This window comes from Segniliparus rotundus DSM 44985, from assembly GCF_000092825.1.
GTDB lineage: Bacteria > Actinomycetota > Actinomycetes > Mycobacteriales > Mycobacteriaceae > Segniliparus > Segniliparus rotundus.
In genome coordinates this window covers 2,690,044-2,708,152 of sequence record NC_014168.1, presented here as the reverse complement: position 1 = coordinate 2,708,152, position 18,109 = coordinate 2,690,044, and the positions used below count along the sequence as shown (strand labels likewise).

The window sequence follows — 18,109 nt, the reverse complement described above, 5'->3', positions numbered from 1 at the left end:
TGGAGATCCTGCGGCGGTGTGCGCCGCCTTACTGGACGGGCACTCCCGGTTTGCCCCGGCCCAGGCGCAGCAGCAGCATGCCGAGCTGCTGGCCCTCTTCCGGGCCGAGATCGTTGAACCGGGAGAGCACTTCGATTTCACGGGAGTGCACGGTGCGGGGCTGCCCTTGCGACATGCGCAGCTGCCCGATGCGGCGCGAGAGCGCGGTGCGGCGTTGGATCGCTGCGAGTATTTGCGCGTCGAGCTCGTCGATTTCGGCCCGCAGCGCGGCGATCTCTTGAGCGGGGGAGGGCGAAGAGGAACTGGTCACGGTGTTCGTATTGTGCCATATTCGACCCATGGCGCAATCGATGGACTGGTCGCACGAGGCGTTGGCCTCGACGATGTGGGTCGTGGCCGCCGCCGCGCTCTGCGCAGTGCTTCTGGCTCTTTTCCTGACTCCAGTCGTGGCGTTCACCGCGTGGGGCAAGCGGCTGGCCCGGGTGGGCGGCGGGTTCTTCACCGCCCGGGGATGCCGTGCGCGGGCGTGGGGCCTGATGGCGTTGTTGTTGTTCGAGACGGTGGCCGGGGTACGGGTCTCGGTCGTGTTCTCCTACCAGTTCCGCGACCTTTTGAACGCGGTGCAGGGCGGAGCCGAAGCGCTGGCGTTGCGCGACGGGGGCAAACTCGCCCAGGCGCAGCACATGTTTTGGTTCTCGTTCGCCATCAGCGCCGTCCTGGCGGTGTTGATCGTCTTGGTGGCGGTCGTGGATGTGTGGGCGCAGCGCGCGTTCGCGTTGCGTTGGCGGATGTGGCTGAACGATCGGCTGCTCGAGGACTGGCTTGGCGGTGCGGCGTTCTACCGGGACAGGTTCCTGGAAAATCCGGTCCGCAACCCCGACCAGCGGATCCAGATGGACGTCGAGGCGATCACCACCAAAACGACGGTGCTGTCCGTCGGAGCGGCCAAGGCGTTGCTCTTGGCGGTCTCGTTCTCCAAAATCCTCTGGCAGCTTTCCCCGAAAGTTTCGGTGTTCGGCGTGGCGGTGCCGTCCATGGTGGTCATCGCCTACCTGTTCGCGCTGGCAGTGTCCGCTGCGGCGTTCTGGATCGGTTCTCCGCTGGTGCGGTTGAACTTCGCGAGCGAGGGGCTCAACGCCCGCTACAGATACGCTTTGGTCCGCTTTCGGGAGGCGGCCGAGCAGGTGGCGTTCTTGCGGGGCGGGCGTTCTGAGCGCGCCCGGTTCGACGGGGCGTTCGCCGAGATCGTCGCGAACCAGCGGCGGATCATCGCCTCCGAGGTGCGCCTGACCGGATGGAACAGCGCCTTGGGGAGTTCGACGAGCGGCACGCTGACGTTCATCGTGCAGGCTCCCAGGGTGTTCGCCGGTCAGTTGGGAACCGGGGAGCTCTTCCAGACCCACACGGCGTTCGGCTCGTTGTGCGGCGCGCTGGAGTATTTCCGGGGGAACTACAAAGAGTTCACGCAGCTCAGCGCCGCGCTGCTGCGGGTGGACGAAATGCTCGCCTCGAACGAGCAGGCGCGGGCCTTGCCGAGGGCCGCCGCGAGGGAGCTCGAAGCGGGCCTTGCCGTGGAGGGGCTGACTGTGCGCGGCGCCGATGGAGCGGTGCTGGTCGAGCAGCTGGACCTGCGGCTCGGGCGCGGCGGCGCGCTGCTGGTGAAAGGCCCCTCTGGGTGCGGCAAGACGACGTTGTTGCGCAGCCTGGCCGGGCTGTGGCCGCACGCGCGGGGCGTGTGCGCGAGGCCGAGCGGGTCGTTGTTCCTGCCGCAGGTGCCCTATGTGCCGCTCGGCGATGTGCGCGGGGCGCTGTGTTATCCGCAGGACAGCGCGGAGCCGGATTCCCGCCTGCGCGAAGTGTTGGACAAAGTCGGGCTCGCCTGTCTCGGCAAATGTCTGGACGAAACGCAGGACTGGTCGGCGGTGCTCTCGCCGGGCGAGCAGCAACGGCTTTCTCTCGCGCGGGCGCTGCTCGCCGGGCCGCGGGCGGTCTTCCTGGACGAGGCGACTTCAGCGTTGGACGAGGAATTCGAACGCAAGATGTACGAGCTGCTGCGCGCCGAGCTTCCCGGCGCGGTGCTGGTGAGCGTCGGCCATCGCGCCGCCCCCGCCCTCGGGCACACGAGCGTGTTGGAGCTGCTCGGCCGGGGGCGCTGGCAGATCACAGACCTGCCAACCGTTCAGTACGACCGTATTCTCTGAACCCATTTCGAAAGCATCTGCTCGCGTTCTTGCGCGTCGGTTTGCGGCGCTGAGTTGCGCGCCAGGCAGTACATGGCGACCCCTCGCACCACGGCGAGCGTCATGACATGTGTCTGCGTCGGATAGAGCACGTCGTCCGCGCCGCCCGGCCCCTCGTCGGTGATCGTGATCGAGTAGGAGATCGAGCGGTCCGCGCCGATGCTCGGCTCGGGCAGTTTGGCCAAGGCCATCTTCCGGCTCCGGATCTCCCGGTCATTGGCGGCGGACGGCAGCGCGGCTTGCGGGCAGGACTGCAGCCAGGAGTCGAGCGATTCGACGAAATTTTGGTCCCTCGGCTCGCGAGTCACTCCGACGGTGTAGCCGGGCTGGCTCCTCCTGCCTGTCGCGATGCTGCTGGTCCGCACTTCGCCCAGCAGGTCGGGGCTGCGCAACGGAGCCGTCGGGTCGCATTCGGGGGGATTGGTGGGCAACGGCGGGTCCGGGCGCTCGCGCAATTCCTCGGCGCTCAGCGTCAGGAAGCTTTGCATCCCCTTCGGGAAGTCCTCGCGCACCGGCAGAAATTTCATATAGTCCGCGTCGGGAAGCTTCGAGAGGCTTCCGACGTGCAGCTGCGGCCGGGTGGGAGCTGCTTGCCGCATGCTGGCCCAACGAAGGCAGCCCAGGACCGCGGCCGCGATGAGCGCCAGGGCGACGGCCCACACCCACGCGCGCCGCGTCCACGGGGTGGGCGACGTTTGTTCAACCATGATTGCCGCCAGAGTCTACGCTGCAATGCTATGGCTGAAACTGCAGGCGCGACGATCAGGGTGCTCGGAGATTTTGCCGCTTCGTCGGTGCTGCAGGCCGAAGCGAGCGTCGTGCGGCCTTGGCTCGACGTGGCTTTCCCGGGCAGTGAGGAAGCAGGCCGCGCGGCGGCGTTGTCGCGGTGCGACGTGATCTGGCATGGGCTGCGCCCGCTCGGAGCGGCCGATTTCGACCAGGCGCCGAACTTGCGCTTGGTGCAGAAATTCGGCGTCGGCTTCGACACAGTCGACCTCGACGCCGCGCGGGCGCGCGGCGTCGCCGTGGCGAACATGCCCGGAGTGAACGCCCCGGCGGTCGCGGAGGGCGCGGTGATGCTGATCCTCGCCGCGATCCGGGCCCTGCCCGAGCAGGACCGGCGCACTCGCGCCGGGCTGTGGATGCGCGATATCTCCTACTTGGAGCGCTCTCGCGAGGTCGCGGGGCTCACGGTGGGGTTGGTCGGCTACGGCGATATCGCCAAACGGATCGAGCGGGTGCTGCTCGCCATGGGCGCGTGCGTGCTGCACACCTCGACGAAGCCGGACGGCTCGCCGCAATGGCGCAGTTTCGACGATCTGCTCGCGGCTTCCGATGTGGTCTCGCTGCATGTTCCAGGCAATGCTGCCACCCGCAAGCTCTTCGGCGCGGAGGCCTTCGCCAAAATGCGCGCCGGCGCTGTGCTGGTCAACACCGCGCGGGGCTCGATCGTCGACGAGCAGGCCCTGCTCGCCGCTCTTGAGTCCGGCCATCTCGCGGCAGCGGGCCTCGACGTCTTCGAGCAGGAGCCCGTCGATCCGCAGAACCCCCTGCTCGGGCTGAGCAATGTCGTGGTCACCCCCCATCTGACATGGTTGACCGAGCAGACCAACTCGCGCATGCTCGAGGCGGCGGTCGAGAATTGCCGGCGGCTGCGCGAAGGAGAGCCGTTCGAGCATCGGATCATCTGACGGGACGGTCGGCCGTTGCCTGGGCCTCGCGCGCCCCATGCGATGCTGAGAGCATGCCCGAAGACCGCGACCGCAGCCCGTGGTTCGCTTTGGCCGCGTTGTGCGTCGGCTTTTTCATGATTTTGGTGGACGTCACGATTGTGTCCGTCGCACAGAAAGCGATCATGATCGACTTGCGCGCCGACCTGAACTCCGTCGTGTGGGTCACCAGCGCGTACCTGCTCGCCGGGGCGGTGCCCCTGTTGGTCTCCGGCAGGCTGGGCGACCGGTTCGGGCCCAGACCGGTCTATCTCGTGGGACTGGTGGTCTTCACGGCGGCTTCCGCGTGGTGCGGGTGCTCGCACACGGTGGGCGAGCTCATCGCGGCGCGCGCGGCGCAGGGCGCTGGCAGCGCGCTCATGACTCCGCAGACCATGGCGTTGATCACGAGGGTCTTCCCGAGCGCGAAGGTCGGCTCGGCGATGGGGGCGTGGGGGGCCACGGCGGGCGTCGCCACGCTCGTCGGCCCGTTGGCGGGCGGTGTGATCGTGGACCGGCTCGGCTGGCAGTGGATCTTCTTCATCAACGTCCCGGTCGGCTTGGTCGGCTTTGTGTTGGCGGCGCGGCTGCTGCCGCGTCTGCCGCCCCACCGCCGCCCGCTCGACGCCGCCGGCGTGGTGCTGTCGGGGCTCGGGCTTTTCTCCCTCGTCCTCGGCTTGCAGGAAGGCGAGCGCTGGGACTGGGACGCGCGGCCCTGGTCGCTGATCCTCCTCGGCCTCGTCCTGTTGGCCGGGTTCGTGATGTGGGAGGGCGCGCGCCCGCAAGCCCCGCTGATGCCGTTGGAGCTGTTCCGCGACCGGAATTTCACGGTGTCCTCGGCAGTGGTGGCGGCAGTCTCGTTCACCATGAGCGGGTTCATGCTGCCTGTCATGTTGTACCTCCAGCTCGTCCTGGGGTTCTCGGCTGTCCACGCCGCTCTGGCGACCACGCCGATGGCGCTGGTCTCTGGTCTTCTCGCCCCGCCCTTGGGCAGGCTCGCGGACCGATGCCGCCCGATGGCCGTGATCGGCTCTGGCGTTGTTCTGTTGGGCGCGGGCATCTGCTGGTTCGCGGCCGTCGCCACAGCGGGCGCGAGCCAGTGGCAACTCGTGGCTCCGATGGCCGTGGTCGGCGCGGGAGTCGGGGCGACGTACTCGCCGCTCGGCGCCGCCGCGACGCGGAACCTGCCCGCGCACGCCGCAGGCGCCGGGGCGGGGGTGTACAACACCACCCGCATGGTCGGCTCGGTGCTGGGCGCAGCTTCTGTCGGCGGGCTCATGCAGATGCTGGTCGCGGACAAGCTGCCGGGCCAGGGGACCGCCCGTCCATCAGATCTTGCGGGCGAGCTGCCGGTGTTTTTGCGCCCGGCGTTCTCCTCGGCGATGAGCCAGTCGATGCTGCTCTGCGTCGTGGTGCTCGCCTTCGCCGCGCTCGGGGCGGTCTGTTATCCGAGCGCGCGGGCCACGTCTTCTGGCGATCCGGGCGCGGCGGACGCGCCCGCTGTGTGATCGGATGAGAACGCGGACGGCGCAGTTTCATTCGGCGACAACGCTGAGGAAACATATCGGAAATACGGCCATGGGTCACTGAGAGGGGAGAGAGCCGCGAAGGAGCCGCCCCGTGTCCGCACCACCTGTAGAAGAGCCCGTGCTCGCCGAAGGGCCGCCCGCCCCTGGCTCTTGTGAGCCGGCCCCAAGGTCAAAGGCGCATGAGACGCTTGAGGACTACACGCTGCGGTTCGCCCCGCGCAGCTACCGGCGCTGGGGGGTGTGGACGGTTTCGGTCTCCGCGCTCGGCGGCATCGCCTATCTCGCCGACTTCGCCATCGGCGCGAACATCGGCATCAGCTACGGCACGGGCAACGCGCTGATCGGCATCGGGATCTTCGCGGTCGTCATCATGCTGACCGGCTTCCCGATCGCCTACTACTGCGCGCGCTACAACATCGACCTGGACCTGGTGACCCGGGGCAGCGGGTTCGGCTATTACGGCAGCGTCGTCACCAACATCATCTTCGCGACCTTCACGTTCATCTTCTTCGCGCTCGAGGGCTCGATCATGGCGCAAGGGCTCAAACTGGGCCTGTCGATCCCGCTGTGGCTCGGCTACCTGTTCTCGTCGGCGCTCATCATCCCGCTGGTGATGTACGGGATGAAAGCACTCTCGGCGCTCCAGGTCTGGACGACGCCGATCTGGCTGGTGCTCATGGTGGCCCCGTTCGGCTACCTGCTCTGGCGCCATCCGGAATCGGCTTCCGCGTTTTTCGCGTACGCGGGCAAGGACCATTGCGGCGTGAGCTTCGCGGGGTCCATGCTCGCCGCGGGCGTCTGCCTCTCGCTCATCGCGCAGATCGCGGAACAGGCCGACTATTTGCGGTTCATGCCGCCCAAGACCCCGCAGAACAGCCGCACGTGGTGGTCGGCGGTGCTGTTGGCCGGACCAGGGTGGGTCGTGTTCGGCGCGGTCAAACAGGTCGTCGGCCTCTTTCTGGCGGTCTACCTGATCGGCGGCGCTGTCGATCCTGGGGTCGCGAACCAGCCAGTGCATCAGTTCCTGGCGATTTACCAAAACATGATGCCGCCGTGGGCGGCGATGGCTTTGGCGGTCGTGCTCGTGGTCATCAGCCAGATCAAGATCAATGTGACCAACGCGTACTCGGGATCGCTGGCGTGGACGAACTCGTTCACCAGGGTCACCAAGCACTATCCTGGCCGCTTGCTCTTCGTCGTGCTCAACGTCGGCATCGCTTTGGCGCTCATGGAGGCGGACATGTTCGCCTTCCTGAACAACATCTTGAGCTTCTACGCCAACTGCGGCATCGCCTGGATCGTGACCGTGGCTTCCGATATCGCGATCAACAAGCACCTGCTCAAGATTTCCCCCAAAGTCCCCGAGTTCCGCAGGGGGATGCTGTACGACTTCTGCCCCGTGGGCTTCGGCTCCATGATGATCGCCGCAGGCGTCTCGATCCTCGCCTACTTCGGCGCGCTGGGATCTGCGATCCAGCCGTATTCGCCCCTGGTCGCCGCCGTCCTCGCGCTCGTGCTCCCGCCGGTGCTCGCGCTCGCCACCGGCGGGCGGCATTATTTGCGCCGCCAAGACGACGGCATCGCTGTGCCCATGTTCGACGAGCACGGCAACCCCTCCTCGGAACTGCTGCACTGCCATGTCACAGGCATGCAGTTCGAGCGGCCGGACATGATCGCGTCGGCGGTGCCCGGACCGGACGGGGAAGTGCGCTACATCAGTTCGCTCGCCCTCTCGTGCGACAAGACCGGCGCCCATATCCTTCCCGCCGATCCGCCAGTCTCGGCGCAAAAGCCGATGGGAAGATGACGGCAATCACACTGTTGCCGGACAGCGTGTTCCCAGGATGAGTGACTAGGCTCAGTGCTGTGCGTTTGTTGTCCAAGATCCGATCTTCCCTGCCGGTGGCGACGTGCGCGGCACTGGTCGCTTGCTCCTTGTCCGCCAGCGTGGCCGGCGCCGAGCCGAGCGCCCGCAAGTACGTCGCTCTCGGCGACTCCTACGCTTCGGCGGCGGGCCAGGGCCCCTTTGTGGACACTGGGCCGTGCAACCGCTCGGCGCACAACTACCCCGCCGTCGTCGCGGAAGGCTTGGGGCTCAGCCGTGACGACGACTCCTACGTGGACGTCTCCTGCTCGGCTTCGACCACGACAGACGTGCTGAGCACGCAACTCGACGCGGTCACCCCCGACACCGACTTGGTCACCGTCACCGTTGGCGGGGACAACGGCGGCCTCTTCCTGGACGTGGTGCTGGTCTGCAACACGTTGGGGCTCACGGACGTGCTCGGCATCGGCACCCCTTGCGCGGACCACGGCGGCGAGCAGCGCCCGGTGCTCTCCGCGCAGGGCATGGAAGACAACTTGAACGTCGTGCGCTCCGGTCTTGTGCACATCATTCAGGCCGTCCGCCAACGCGCTCCGAAGGCGAGAGTGCTTGTGGTCAATTACCCCAGACTTTTCACCTCTGGTGTGAAGTGCGGCGAGCTCGGCGCAGTCACCGCTGGTGACTCCACCTGGCTCGACTCGATCGAACGCAGGCTGAACGCGCAGCTCGCCGCCGCCGCGGCCCAGGGCGGCGCGCAGCTGGTGGACGTGTATTCCCAGTCTCTGGGCAATGGCATCTGCGCGGGCTCGCAAGCATGGATCGCCGGTATTCTTCCCGCGCCCGGCCAGGCGCTGCCCTACCACCCGCTGCCCGCGGGCTCAGAAGGCGTCGGGCGTCTCGTGCTCAGCGCTGTGCGAAGCGGGCATTGACCGAACCCGGCATTGATCGAACACAGCGCCGAGGCGCGCTGCGGCGCGTGGCTGTGCGACGAGAAGGGGCCGGAACCCATATGGGTTCCGGCCCCTTCTCGTCGTTGCCGCAGTGAGCTCACTCGGCGGATTCGACGGCTGGCTGTTCCGGAGCCGTCTGGCCGTCCACCGCGGCGCGCTGGGCTTGGCGGCCGACCGAGATGCGCTGCGGCTCGATGCTCTTGTGCGCCCCGGCGACGCGGACGGTGAGCACGCCGCAGTCGTAGTTCGCGCTGATGTCGTCCGAGGTCGACCTGGTCGGCAGTTTGAAAGTGCGGCGGAAAGACCCGTAGCGCACTTCGCGCATGCTCTGGCCCTCGTGCTCCTCGCTGTGCTCGGACTTGCGCTCGCCGCGCACAACCAGCTGCCCGTCGTGCACTTCCACAGTCACGTCGTTCTCCACGTCCACGCCCGGCAAGTCGAGACGAACCAGGGCGTCGTCGCCGTCGCGGACGATTTCCGTCGCGGGAGTGAACGCGGTCTCGGTCGGCCAGCTCTCGGTCGGCCCGAATGCGTTCCGCACCAGTGCGTCGAATTCTGCGAAGGGGTTGCGCCGAGTCCACACGGTCATGTTGCTCATGGTTGTTCTCCTCTCGTCTTCTCTTCGTGCGTCACGCCCTTGTTGAGCGTTCCGTACTCAAGTATATACAACATGAGCGTACTTCGCTCAAGTGTCTTTTTTCGCAAAGTGGCCGATTTCGCTTTGGGCGAACAAAGCGGCGTTGGGCGGACGCGCGGAATGGTGCTGGCCCCGCCTGTGCGATCAGGCCCCGCGCGGCTGTTGCGCGAGCCACTCCGCGAGCGTCGGAACAGCTATTTCGGGATGCTCGCCGCCGAGAAAGGCTTCGGTCCTTGGCATCGGCAGCGGCAGCAAGGTCTTCTCCTGGCCTCGGTGCTCAAGGGTGGCGCGGACGAGCGACTTGAGCGGCATGGCCTCAGGTCCGACCAGATGCGGCTCAATGCCTTGAGGCTCGCCCAAGGCGAGGCCGGCCAGTTTTTGGGCCACAGTTTTCGCGGCAACGGGACGAATCCGCCACGTCGGAGCCAGCACGAAGCGGCCTTTGGCGAATCCGTTCAGAATGTTGTCGGCGAACTCGAACCACTGCGCTGAGGGCAGGATCGAATAGGGAACGTCGTTCGCGCAGACCAGAGCCTCTTGCGCGCGTTTGCCCGCGGAGTAGCCCAGCCAGTTGAGTTTCGGCGAGGCTGGGGGCTCCTCCCTGCGGGGAGTCCTCGCTCAGAAGGTCCATGCCGAGCGAGCGTGCGATGGGCACGACGGGCACTTTGCGGGCTTGGAGTTCGGCGATCAGCAGTGTTCCGATCAGTCCGGTGGCTCCGGCCACGGCGATCTTCGGAGCGGTCATCGCCCCAGGCGAGCGACTCGTTCCACGCGTGCCGAGCGCAGGGCGAAAGCTCGTCGGATCGCTGGTGTTGGCAGCCATGCGGCGGCCCGCAGGGAAGCTGGGTCGCCGCATGGCTGTCTCTCGCTAGGCTGGGCGGTGGGCGACGAGGAGCCAGCCGGGGAGTTGGGCCAGTCCGCTGGAGCCGATGACGACCCCGCGCCATTCGAAGCCCTCCGGCAGCGCGCCGGGTTTGGGCGCCAGCAGGTGCACCCGCGCGGGGCGGACCTCGTCCACCACGAGATGGGCTCCGCCAGCGGCGCGCAGCTCGTCCTCGGTGAAGGCGCGGGGGCCGTACTCATGGGGCGGGAAGGCCTCGGCGGAGAACACAAGGGCGTAGAAACGCGCGTGAGGGCGCATCGCGGCGGCGAGGCGGCGGGTGTAGGGCTCGCGCAGGGCGACAGGCATGGAGTGGAACACGGCGCTGTCGACCACAGTGTCGAACCGATCGTCGAAGCCGGTGAACTCGCTGAGGTCCGCGGCTTCGAAATCGGCGACGACCCCGCGCTCGGCGGCGAGGCGGCGTGCGCGCTCGACGGCGACGGACGACAGGTCGAGCCCGACGACCGGGTGGCCCTGCTCTGCGAGCCAGACGGAGGTGACCCCGACGCCGCAACCGGCGTCGAGGACCGAGCCCTTTATCTCGCCCTGTTTGCGCAACGCTTGGAACTCGGGCTGCGGCTCCCCGATGTTCCATGGGGAGACTTCGGCATGCGCCTCGCCCTCGCCCTCGTAGATTTTGTTCCAATCGGCGGTTTCAACGTGAAAAAGTGGCATGACCCGATCGTGCGCGCCCGCCGGGCTGGCCGCAACCGATCTGGCCGTATTCTCAGTCGTCGGGGCCATATTCTCAGGCGTTGCGAACCTCTTCTCAGCCTTGGCGTCGCTTGTTCTCAGGTTCGGCGGCGAGGAGCCCGTCCCGGCGTCGCGTGGCAGGACTGGCCCGACCGCCGCGCCGTGCCATCGGAGATCTTCCCGGTCTCGACGCCGGGGCTCGTCCTTCGGCGCGCCGAAGCGCGGGACGGTCTTCTTGCGCCAGTACCGCTCCACGAGCGAGAACAGGCCGAGCTTCTCGATGAGCCGCAGAGGCGGTTTGGCGAACCAGGCGGGCTCCAACGCGACAGTCCACAGGAACCGCGAGCCGGAGCCCGGAGGAACCGCTTGATAGCGTTCTGCCAGGGTTCGGATCAGTGGCGAGTTGCACTCCTCGAACTGGAACGCATACAGCCGTTTAGCCTCGTCCCAGAGGAAGAAGTGCTCCCGCGCCTGCATCACGCCGAGCACGGTCGCTGTCCGTTTGGCCCCGACCCCGAAGGGGCGCTGCGAGGTCCACCGCGCCGTGAGGCCAGTGCGGCAAGCGAGCGGCGCGTCTGAGACGTGGTCGGCCCAAATCTCCTCAGGCGCGGCGGCGACTCGCACGTCGAACACGACCTTGAACGGCGCGGTCTCGAAAAAGCTTGCCGTCGCCGACCGGCCTTTGCTCCACATGGAGAGCAGCGGCGCTTTCGGCTGGGGGAGGGTCATGGCGCGTCCCTTCTCGTGCGACCGCGCCCGTCTCGCTCAGTCTTTCTGCCCGGAGCGCACGCCTTCTTCGATCCTCTTGCCGATCTCGGGGTCGATGTTGGCCCAGTACTCGAACACACGAGAGAGCACCGGTTCTCGCACCCCGCCCAACACGTGGCCGACCACATTGCTCACCAGGCGATCACGCGCGGCTTCGTCCAACACCTCGCGGACCAAGGTCCGGGCTTGGCCGTAGTCGTCGTCCTCGGCGCGCAGCGTGTAGGCGGCGCGGGTCATCTCGCCGTCGACGGCCCAACGCACCTCGGCCGCGCGGGCCGGGTCGGCCTGCGGGCCGCCGTAGGAGTTCGGCGCGTACACCGGGTCCTTCGCGTTCTCCATCCGCATAGCCCCGTCTTTGGAGTAGCTGTGCACCTGCGTTTTCGGTTTGTTCACCGGGATTTGCCGGTAGTTGACCCCGAGCCGGGCGCGGTGCGCGTCGGAGTACGAGAAGCCTCGGGCGAGGAGCATTTTGTCCGGGCTCAGGCCGGTGCCGGGGACATGGTTGTTCGGTTCGAAAGCGGCCTGCTCCATCTCGGTGTGGTAGTCGCTCACGTTCCGGTCGAGCGTCAGCGTCCCGACGTCGATCAGCGGGTAGTCCGCGTGCGGCCACACCTTGGTCAGGTCGAACGGGTTGAAGCGGTATGTTTTCGCTTCCTCGAACGGCATGATCTGCACTTTGAGCGTCCAGCTCGGGTGATCGCCGCGTTCGATCGACTCGAACAGGTCTTGCTGGTGCACGTCGCCGTTCGCGCCGGCGAGGTGGTCCGCCTCGGCTTGGGTGAGGAACTCGATCCCCTGGTTCGTGATGAAATGGTATTTCACCCAGAAGATGTCGCCGTCGGCGTTGATCCAACTGTAGGTGTGCGAGCCGTAGCCGTTCATGTGCCGCCAGGTTTTCGGGATGCCCCGGTCGCCCATGAGCCAGCTGAGCATGTGCGCCGACTCGGGCACCAGCGTCCAGAAGTCCCATTGCATGTTGTTGTCGCGCAGGTTGTTGTCCAGGCGGCGCTTTTGCGAGCGGATGAAGTGCTGGAATTTCAGCGGGTCGCGGATGAAGAAGATGGGGACGTTGTTCCCGACGATGTCGAGGTTGCCTTCGCTGGTGTAGAGCTTGATCGCGAAGCCGCGCGGGTCGCGCCAGGTGTCCGGGCTGCCTCGCTCGCCCGCGACGGTGGAGAAACGGGCCAGGGCTTCGGTCGTCGTGCCGGGCTGGAACACCGCCGCGCGGGTGTAGGCGCTCACATCGCCGGTCGTCTCAAAGCGCCCGAAAGCGCCGCCGCCTTTGGCGTGGGGCTGGCGCTCGGGGATGCGCTCGCGGTTGAAGTTGGCCATCTGCTCGATCAGATAGTGGTCCTGGAGCAGGATTGGGCCGTCCGGGCCGACGGTGAGCGAATCTCCGTCGCTGGGAACCGGGATGCCTGCGTCTGTGGTGGTGGCTGGGATCTGGTGGTTGGGCATGATGTGATCCTACTCTCATCTCAATATGGGCTGGGTTGTTGAAAGGAGCTGCTCGGCCGCCGATTCCGCGGGGCGCGGGTCGGGGTTGTTCAGTTGGCGGGCTGGCAATCGGGGCACAGGCCCCAGAACACCACTTCGGCTTCGTCGATGAGGTACCCGGCGTCGTGCGCCGGTTCGAGGCAGGGCGCGTGGCCGACCACGCAGTCGACGTCGGCGACCTTGCCGCAGTCGCGGCACACGATATGGTGGTGGTTGTCGCCCGCGCGGGTCTCATAGCGCGCGGGGGAGCCTGCTGGCTCGATGCGCCGGACGAGCCCGTTCTCCTCGAAGGTGCGCAGCGCGTCGTAGATCGCCTGGGTGGAGACCGTGCCGAGTCGCGCGCGCACTTCTGAGGCGACTTGGTCCGCGGTGGCGTGGGGGGTGGTGGTGAGAGTTTCGAGCACTGCCACCCGCGGCGCGGTCACGCGCAGGCCGGCGTCCGTCAGGAATTGCCGGGCGGGCGGGACGGTGGTGCTCATAGCGTCCAGTATGCACTATTTTCTGGAATAAGTCAATAAACGGTATAGATCAATTTAACTTCTGGGCCGGTCCCGCGCGTGTTCCTGGGGCAGGACGGGCTGTCCGGCTCCTCGAGGACCAGTGCGCAAACCCGTCGTCGCGTATTCTTCCCCTATGGATTGGTCGCTCCGGTATTGCAGTTGGCATGGCCATGAGACGTACGCCCCGGACGAGACAGCGCTGCGCGCGCGCCTGATGGTCATGACAGCGCTCGGCGAAGCGTGGCGCTGCCTGCGGTGCGGCGACTTCGTTCCCGGCTCCCCGCGCCGCAGCGGCCCCGCCGACCACGCCCCCGAAGTGCCGCACGGCAGACTGCTGCGGGACCGCTGGATCATGCGCGCGCTCGCGGTCGAACGCTGGTTGCGCTCCGTCGTGCTCCTCGCGGGCGCGTACGCCGTCCTGCATTTGAGCTTCGCCAGGGAACAGGCGCAGCGGGCCTTCGAGACCGACCTTCCCCTGCTCAAACCGCTCGCCGAGCAGCTCGGTTGGAATCTCGGCACGTCGAAGGTCTTGCACGGGATCTCCACGGTGCTCGGGTTGTCGAGCGCCGCGATGCGGTGGATCGCCCTCGCCGTCCTCGTCTATGCGGCCTTGCAGATCATCGAGGGCGTCGGCCTGTGGCAGGTCAAGCGTTGGGGCGAGTATTTCGCGGTGGTGGCGACCAGCGTTTTCTTGCCGCTGGAGGTCTACGAGCTCACCGAGCGCGTCACACCGCTGAAAATCGCGGCCCTCGTCGTCAACGTCATCGCCGTCCTCTGGCTGGTCTGGAGCAAGCGGCTGTTCGGCGTGCGCGGCGGCGCGGCCGCCTACCACGCCGAGCACAGCGCGGAAAGCTTGCTGACCGTGGAACGCGCCACCGCCGGGGTCTGAAGGTACCCTGAACGGGGGAGCGGCGTTGCGACGAGCTTCTGAGGAGCGTGTATCGATGGCCAAGCCCGAACGTCGGCGGCCCACCCCGTTGCAGTGGCTCGGCTACTGCTTCGGCCGCGCGCTCCCGGACTCCATGCGGTCCTGGGTGCTCAACGACCTGACTGGCAAACACGCGGTGCCTCGGCATGTCGTGCGGTCCCTGGTGCCGTGGCTGCCGTTCATCGTCGGGGCCTGGTTCGTGCCGGGGGAATGGTGGATCGGCGGCGCGGTGAGCGCGCTCATCTCCGGTCTGGCGTTGCAGTTCGCGTTCTATCTGATGCCGATGAGCCGCCGAGGCAAACTGACACAGCACGGGCTGCCCTACAACGAGGCCATGGACCAAGGCTTCTGGTAGGGGCCTGCCTTCTGCGGGAGGGGACCGGCTCAGCCTCCGGCTGCGATGAGCTCGGCGATCTGCACGGTGTTCAAGGCCGCGCCCTTGCGCAGGTTGTCGCCCACGACGAACAGCGAAAGGCCTCGTCCCCCGTCCACAGTCGGGTCCTGGCGGACCCGGCCGACGAGCGAAGGGTCCGTGCCTGCCGCGGCGAGCGGCGTCGGCAGGTCGCTGAGCGCGACGCCCGGCGCCGCGGCGAGGACTTCCCGCGCCCGCTCCGGCGTGATGGGCCGCTCGAACTCGGCATTGATGGACAAGGAGTGCCCGGTGAAGACGGGCACGCGCACACAGGTGCCAGCGACCTTGAGCGCGGGGATCTCCAATATTTTGCGGCTCTCGTCGCGCAGCTTGCGGTCCTCGACCGTCTCGCCGGAACCGTCGTCCACATAGGCTCCCGCCTCAGGGACGACGTTGAGGGCGATGGTCGCGGGGAAGGCGGCGTGCGGCGGGAAGGCGACGGCGCTCCCGTCGCGCACCAGCGCCTCAAGGTCGTCCGCCGCCGCGCGCAGCTGCGCGGCCAGTTCCGCGACCCCGGCGACCCCGGCCCCTGAGACGGCCTGATACGTGGAGATCACAAGCCGGACCAGCCCGGCCTCGTCATGCAGGGGCTTGAGCGCCGGCATTGCCGCCATCGTCGTGCAGTTCGGATTCGCGATGACGCCGAGCGGGCGCGCCGCGATGGCGTGCGGGTTCACCTCGCTCACCACGAGCGGCACATCAGGATGCGAGCGCCACGCCGAGGAGTTGTCGACCACGACCGCCCCGGCCTCGGCGAAGCGAGGGGCGTGGGCGCGCGACGTGCTCGCCCCGGCGGAGAAGAGCGCGATGTCGATCCCGCGCGCATCCGCCTCGGCGACGTCTTCCACCAGGATCGGCTGGCCTTGGAAATCGAGCTTTTTCCCCGCCGAGCGGGCCGAGGCGAAGAACCGGAGATCCTTGATCGGGAAAGCGCGTTCCGCGAGAATGGCTCGCATCAGTTCGCCGACCTGGCCTGTGGCTCCGACAACTCCGACTCGCGCGTTCATCGCTCCAGTGTACGGGATGCGTCCGGCGCGCTGAGGGCGCGAAGCCCCTCGTGCGGACCGCCCGAATTTCTGCCAGACCGCCCGAACGCGCGTCAGCGCGGGAGCGGGCCGATGTCGAAACTGCCGATGACTTTGTCGGCGAGGGCCTGTCGCAGATCCACGGCGACCGACGCGTCCGAGGGTTTCGGCACACCAGGGACGCCCTCGTTGGTCCCCCAAGGATTGCGCACCGTCAGCGTGACCTCGCCGTTGGCGTTTTTCGCGATGCCCAGCACGGTGTATTGATGGTTGAAGACGAGCCGGTCTTGGAAGGTCTGCGTGGACGGCCTGGTTCCCATCGTGACCGGACGGCGCTCAGCGATCGCCGAGGCGATCGCGTCGTAGCTCGACAGCGCCGCCGGGACGTAGGAGCCGGTTTCCCCCGTGACCGAAGCCATGCCCTGGTCGACGTCGCCCCCGGCCCACAGCGGGTTCTTCTCGTTCGAAGCCTCTGCGATTTTCAGCCCGAGCTCGACCGGGTTCATGAATTTCTTCACGTCGGTGTAGCGCGCGTATTCCCCGTCGAGCAGTTTCGCGTAGGCAGCCTCCATGACCGCGGGCCAGATGTATCCGGGCGTGCCGGTTTGCACGCTGCTCGCGCCTGCGGCGTGGATGTCCTCTTGGATGTCGTGCTGGGTGACGGCGATGGTCGTCGGTGTCACCGGGGTTCCCGCGGGCCACGGATTCCCGTCGCCGTGGGTGCCGGGAATATAGTCGCGGCCTTCGGCGTAGTCATAGAGGCGGACGGTGAAGACGTCGATGTCCGGGTCGAAGCTGATTGCTCGCACGATGCGCTCGGGCTGGGCGAACGCCACGGCGGCCAACGTGGAGTCGAAATAGCAGTCGCCGATGTTCTTCTGACGGATGTCCTCGGGGCTCGGCCCGGCGCTCGACCAGAGATTGGCGGCGGTGAAGTGCTGCTGGTCCGCAGTGGCAGGCGTGCTCGTCGCCGCTGCGGCGAGCGGCGCGGGCGCGCTGCGGATCGCGGCGTTCGCCGGCAGTTTGTCCGCGGAGACGAAAAGAGCGCACACGCCTGCGGCGACCACCAAGGCAAGTGCCGATTTTCTGAACGCAGTCATAGTGTGAGGTGAGCTTAGACGCGATATGGTCACGGCGCTCGCCGAGCGGTGTTAAATGTTTGTGACCAATGGCGGGGCTGGGCGTCCTGTGCCTGGTGCGCGGGCGCAGCGGCCCATTGCGCGCAGCCCGTGTCGAACTTAGCGGCCGGTGCCGCCGTAGACGATGGCCTCTTCGTCCCCGCCGAGGCCGAAGGCGTCGTGCAGGGCGCGCACAGCGGTGTCCAGCTCCCAGTCCCGGCACAGCACCGAGATGCGGATCTCCGAGGTGGAGATCAGCTCGATGTTCACGCCAGCTTCGGCGAGCGCCTCGCAGAACGTCGCTGTCACCCCGGGGTGGCTGCGCATGCCCGCGCCGACGAGCGAGACTTTGCCGATGTGGTCGTCATAGAGCAGCTGGCTGAAACCGATCTCCTGCTGCAGGCTGGAAAGTTTCTCCACGGCAGTCGGCCCGAGCTCGCGGGGCAGCGTGAACGTGATGTCGGTCTTGCCCGTCTCGACCTTGGAAACATTCTGCAAGACCATGTCGATGTTGATCTCCGCGTCCGCGACAGCCCGGAAGACCCGAGAGGCGTAACCGGGCTCGTCGGGCAGGCCCACGACGGTCACTTTCGCTTCGCTTCGGTCATGGGCTACGCCGCTGAGCAGGGCTTCTTCCACAGGAATGTCCTCCATCGATCCTTGAATGATGGTGCCCTCGTGATGGGAGAACGAGGAACGGACCCGGATGGGCACGTTGTAGCGGCGGGCGTACTCCACGCACCGCAGCATCAGTACTTTCGCGCCGCACGCGGCGAGTTCGAGCATTTCATCGAAGGAGAGCGATTCGAGGCGCTTGGCGTCGCGCACAATGCGCGGGTCGGCGGTGAACACGCCCTCCACATCGGTGTAGATCTCGCAGACGTCCGCGTTCAGCGCGGCGGCGAGCGCCACCGCGGTCGTGTCCGAACCGCCCCGGCCGAGCGTGGTGACATCTTTGCTGTCCTGGCTCACGCCTTGGAATCCCGCGACGATCACAATGCTGCCTTCGGCCAGCGCCGCCTGCACTCGGCTCGGGGTGACGTCGATGATTTTCGCGTTCCCGTGCGAGCCTGTCGTGATGACTCCGGCCTGTGAGCCGGAGAACGATCGCGCGTCGGCTCCGAGCGAGTGGATGGCCATGGCGACCAGCGCGTTGGAGATCCGCTCGCCCGCGGTCAGGAGCATGTCCAGCTCCCGAGGCGGCGGCGCGGGGCAGACCTGCTTGGCGAGGTCGAGGAGTTCGTCAGTCGTGTCGCCCATCGCCGAAACCACGACCACCACGTCATTGCCCGCGCGTTTGGTGGCGACAATGCGTTCGGCGACCCGTCTGATGTGCTCTGCGGTCGCCACGGAAGAGCCGCCGTACTTCTGTACTACGAGGGCCACGTCTGTCTC

The 18,109-nt window shown here is 67.2% G+C and carries 17 protein-coding genes; 7 read left to right on the top strand and 10 right to left on the bottom strand.

Annotated features, from left to right (window positions below; genetic code table 11):
• Positions 1–28: 28 nt before the first annotated feature.
• Positions 29–340, bottom strand: a complete 312-nt coding sequence (locus SROT_RS13185; protein ID WP_049773370.1) for a chorismate mutase — start codon at positions 338–340, stop codon at positions 29–31.
• On the opposite strand from SROT_RS13185, the gene SROT_RS13180 reads away from it, so the two are divergent.
• Positions 339–2,201 carry an ABC transporter ATP-binding protein/permease gene (locus SROT_RS13180; protein ID WP_041408056.1) on the top strand — a complete coding sequence of 621 codons (1,863 nt, stop codon included), beginning with the start codon at positions 339–341 and terminating at the stop codon, positions 2,199–2,201. The two genes, SROT_RS13185 and SROT_RS13180, sit on opposite strands and share 2 nt — an antisense overlap.
• Here the strand turns inward: SROT_RS13180 and SROT_RS13175 are convergent.
• Positions 2,180–2,947 carry a hypothetical protein gene (locus SROT_RS13175; RefSeq protein ID WP_013139515.1) on the bottom strand — a complete coding sequence of 256 codons (768 nt, stop codon included), beginning with the start codon at positions 2,945–2,947 and terminating at the stop codon, positions 2,180–2,182. The two genes, SROT_RS13180 and SROT_RS13175, sit on opposite strands and share 22 nt — an antisense overlap.
• 30 nt (positions 2,948–2,977) lie before the next feature.
• Between SROT_RS13175 and SROT_RS13170 the strand changes: the two genes are divergently transcribed.
• The 4 genes from SROT_RS13170 (at position 2,978) to SROT_RS13155 (ending at position 8,232) form a co-directional block, all read left to right on the top strand.
• Positions 2,978–3,931, top strand: coding sequence for a 2-hydroxyacid dehydrogenase (locus tag SROT_RS13170; RefSeq protein WP_013139514.1), 954 nt, complete (start codon positions 2,978–2,980; stop codon positions 3,929–3,931).
• Between the two features lie 53 nt (positions 3,932–3,984).
• Positions 3,985–5,457 carry a DHA2 family efflux MFS transporter permease subunit gene (locus tag SROT_RS13165; RefSeq protein WP_013139513.1) on the top strand — a complete coding sequence of 491 codons (1,473 nt, stop codon included), beginning with the start codon at positions 3,985–3,987 and terminating at the stop codon, positions 5,455–5,457.
• A gap of 139 nt (positions 5,458–5,596) precedes the next feature.
• The gene (locus tag SROT_RS13160) at positions 5,597–7,285 is read left to right on the top strand and encodes a purine-cytosine permease family protein (RefSeq protein ID WP_041407345.1); all 1,689 of its coding nucleotides are present in this window, start codon (positions 5,597–5,599) and stop codon (positions 7,283–7,285) included.
• A gap of 59 nt (positions 7,286–7,344) precedes the next feature.
• The gene (locus tag SROT_RS13155) at positions 7,345–8,232 is read left to right on the top strand and encodes an SGNH/GDSL hydrolase family protein (protein ID WP_013139511.1); all 888 of its coding nucleotides are present in this window, start codon (positions 7,345–7,347) and stop codon (positions 8,230–8,232) included.
• 118 nt (positions 8,233–8,350) lie between these two features.
• Here SROT_RS13155 and SROT_RS13150 read toward each other — a convergent pair whose 3' ends face one another.
• The 5 genes from SROT_RS13150 to SROT_RS13125 all read right to left on the bottom strand — a co-directional run bounded on the left by SROT_RS13150 (position 8,351) and on the right by SROT_RS13125 (position 13,210).
• Positions 8,351–8,851 carry an Hsp20/alpha crystallin family protein gene (locus tag SROT_RS13150; protein WP_013139510.1) on the bottom strand — a complete coding sequence of 167 codons (501 nt, stop codon included), beginning with the start codon at positions 8,849–8,851 and terminating at the stop codon, positions 8,351–8,353.
• Positions 8,852–9,034: 183 nt separating this feature from the next.
• Positions 9,035–9,322, bottom strand: coding sequence for a Rossmann-fold NAD(P)-binding domain-containing protein (locus tag SROT_RS15805; protein WP_148223446.1), 288 nt, complete (start codon positions 9,320–9,322; stop codon positions 9,035–9,037).
• 436 nt (positions 9,323–9,758) lie between these two features.
• Positions 9,759–11,195, bottom strand: coding sequence for a methyltransferase domain-containing protein (locus tag SROT_RS17195; RefSeq protein ID WP_013139509.1), 1,437 nt, complete (start codon positions 11,193–11,195; stop codon positions 9,759–9,761).
• A 36-nt stretch (positions 11,196–11,231) separates the two neighbouring features.
• On the bottom strand, positions 11,232–12,692 hold the full coding sequence (locus SROT_RS13130; protein ID WP_013139508.1) for a catalase: 1,461 nt from the start codon (positions 12,690–12,692) through the stop codon (positions 11,232–11,234).
• 89 nt (positions 12,693–12,781) lie between these two features.
• Positions 12,782–13,210, bottom strand: coding sequence for a Fur family transcriptional regulator (locus SROT_RS13125; RefSeq protein WP_013139507.1), 429 nt, complete (start codon positions 13,208–13,210; stop codon positions 12,782–12,784).
• A gap of 154 nt (positions 13,211–13,364) precedes the next feature.
• Between SROT_RS13125 and SROT_RS13120 the strand changes: the two genes are divergently transcribed.
• On the top strand, positions 13,365–14,120 hold the full coding sequence (locus tag SROT_RS13120) for a DUF2127 domain-containing protein (RefSeq protein WP_041407341.1): 756 nt from the start codon (positions 13,365–13,367) through the stop codon (positions 14,118–14,120).
• 55 nt (positions 14,121–14,175) lie between these two features.
• Positions 14,176–14,514: a DUF5313 family protein gene (locus SROT_RS13115; protein ID WP_013139505.1), complete on the top strand. Its 339-nt coding sequence runs from the start codon at positions 14,176–14,178 to the stop codon at positions 14,512–14,514.
• A 29-nt stretch (positions 14,515–14,543) separates the two neighbouring features.
• On the opposite strand, the gene SROT_RS13110 is transcribed toward SROT_RS13115, so the two are convergent.
• The 3 genes from SROT_RS13110 to SROT_RS13100 all read right to left on the bottom strand — a co-directional run bounded on the left by SROT_RS13110 (position 14,544) and on the right by SROT_RS13100 (position 18,100).
• Entirely contained in the window at positions 14,544–15,578 is a 1,035-nt protein-coding gene (locus tag SROT_RS13110) for an aspartate-semialdehyde dehydrogenase (RefSeq protein ID WP_013139504.1), read from the bottom strand.
• A 92-nt stretch (positions 15,579–15,670) separates the two neighbouring features.
• The gene (locus tag SROT_RS13105; protein WP_013139503.1) at positions 15,671–16,696 is read right to left on the bottom strand and encodes a calpain family cysteine peptidase; all 1,026 of its coding nucleotides are present in this window, start codon (positions 16,694–16,696) and stop codon (positions 15,671–15,673) included.
• Between the two features lie 138 nt (positions 16,697–16,834).
• The gene (locus SROT_RS13100; RefSeq protein WP_013139502.1) at positions 16,835–18,100 is read right to left on the bottom strand and encodes an aspartate kinase; all 1,266 of its coding nucleotides are present in this window, start codon (positions 18,098–18,100) and stop codon (positions 16,835–16,837) included.
• Between the last annotated feature and the right edge of the window lie 9 nt (positions 18,101–18,109).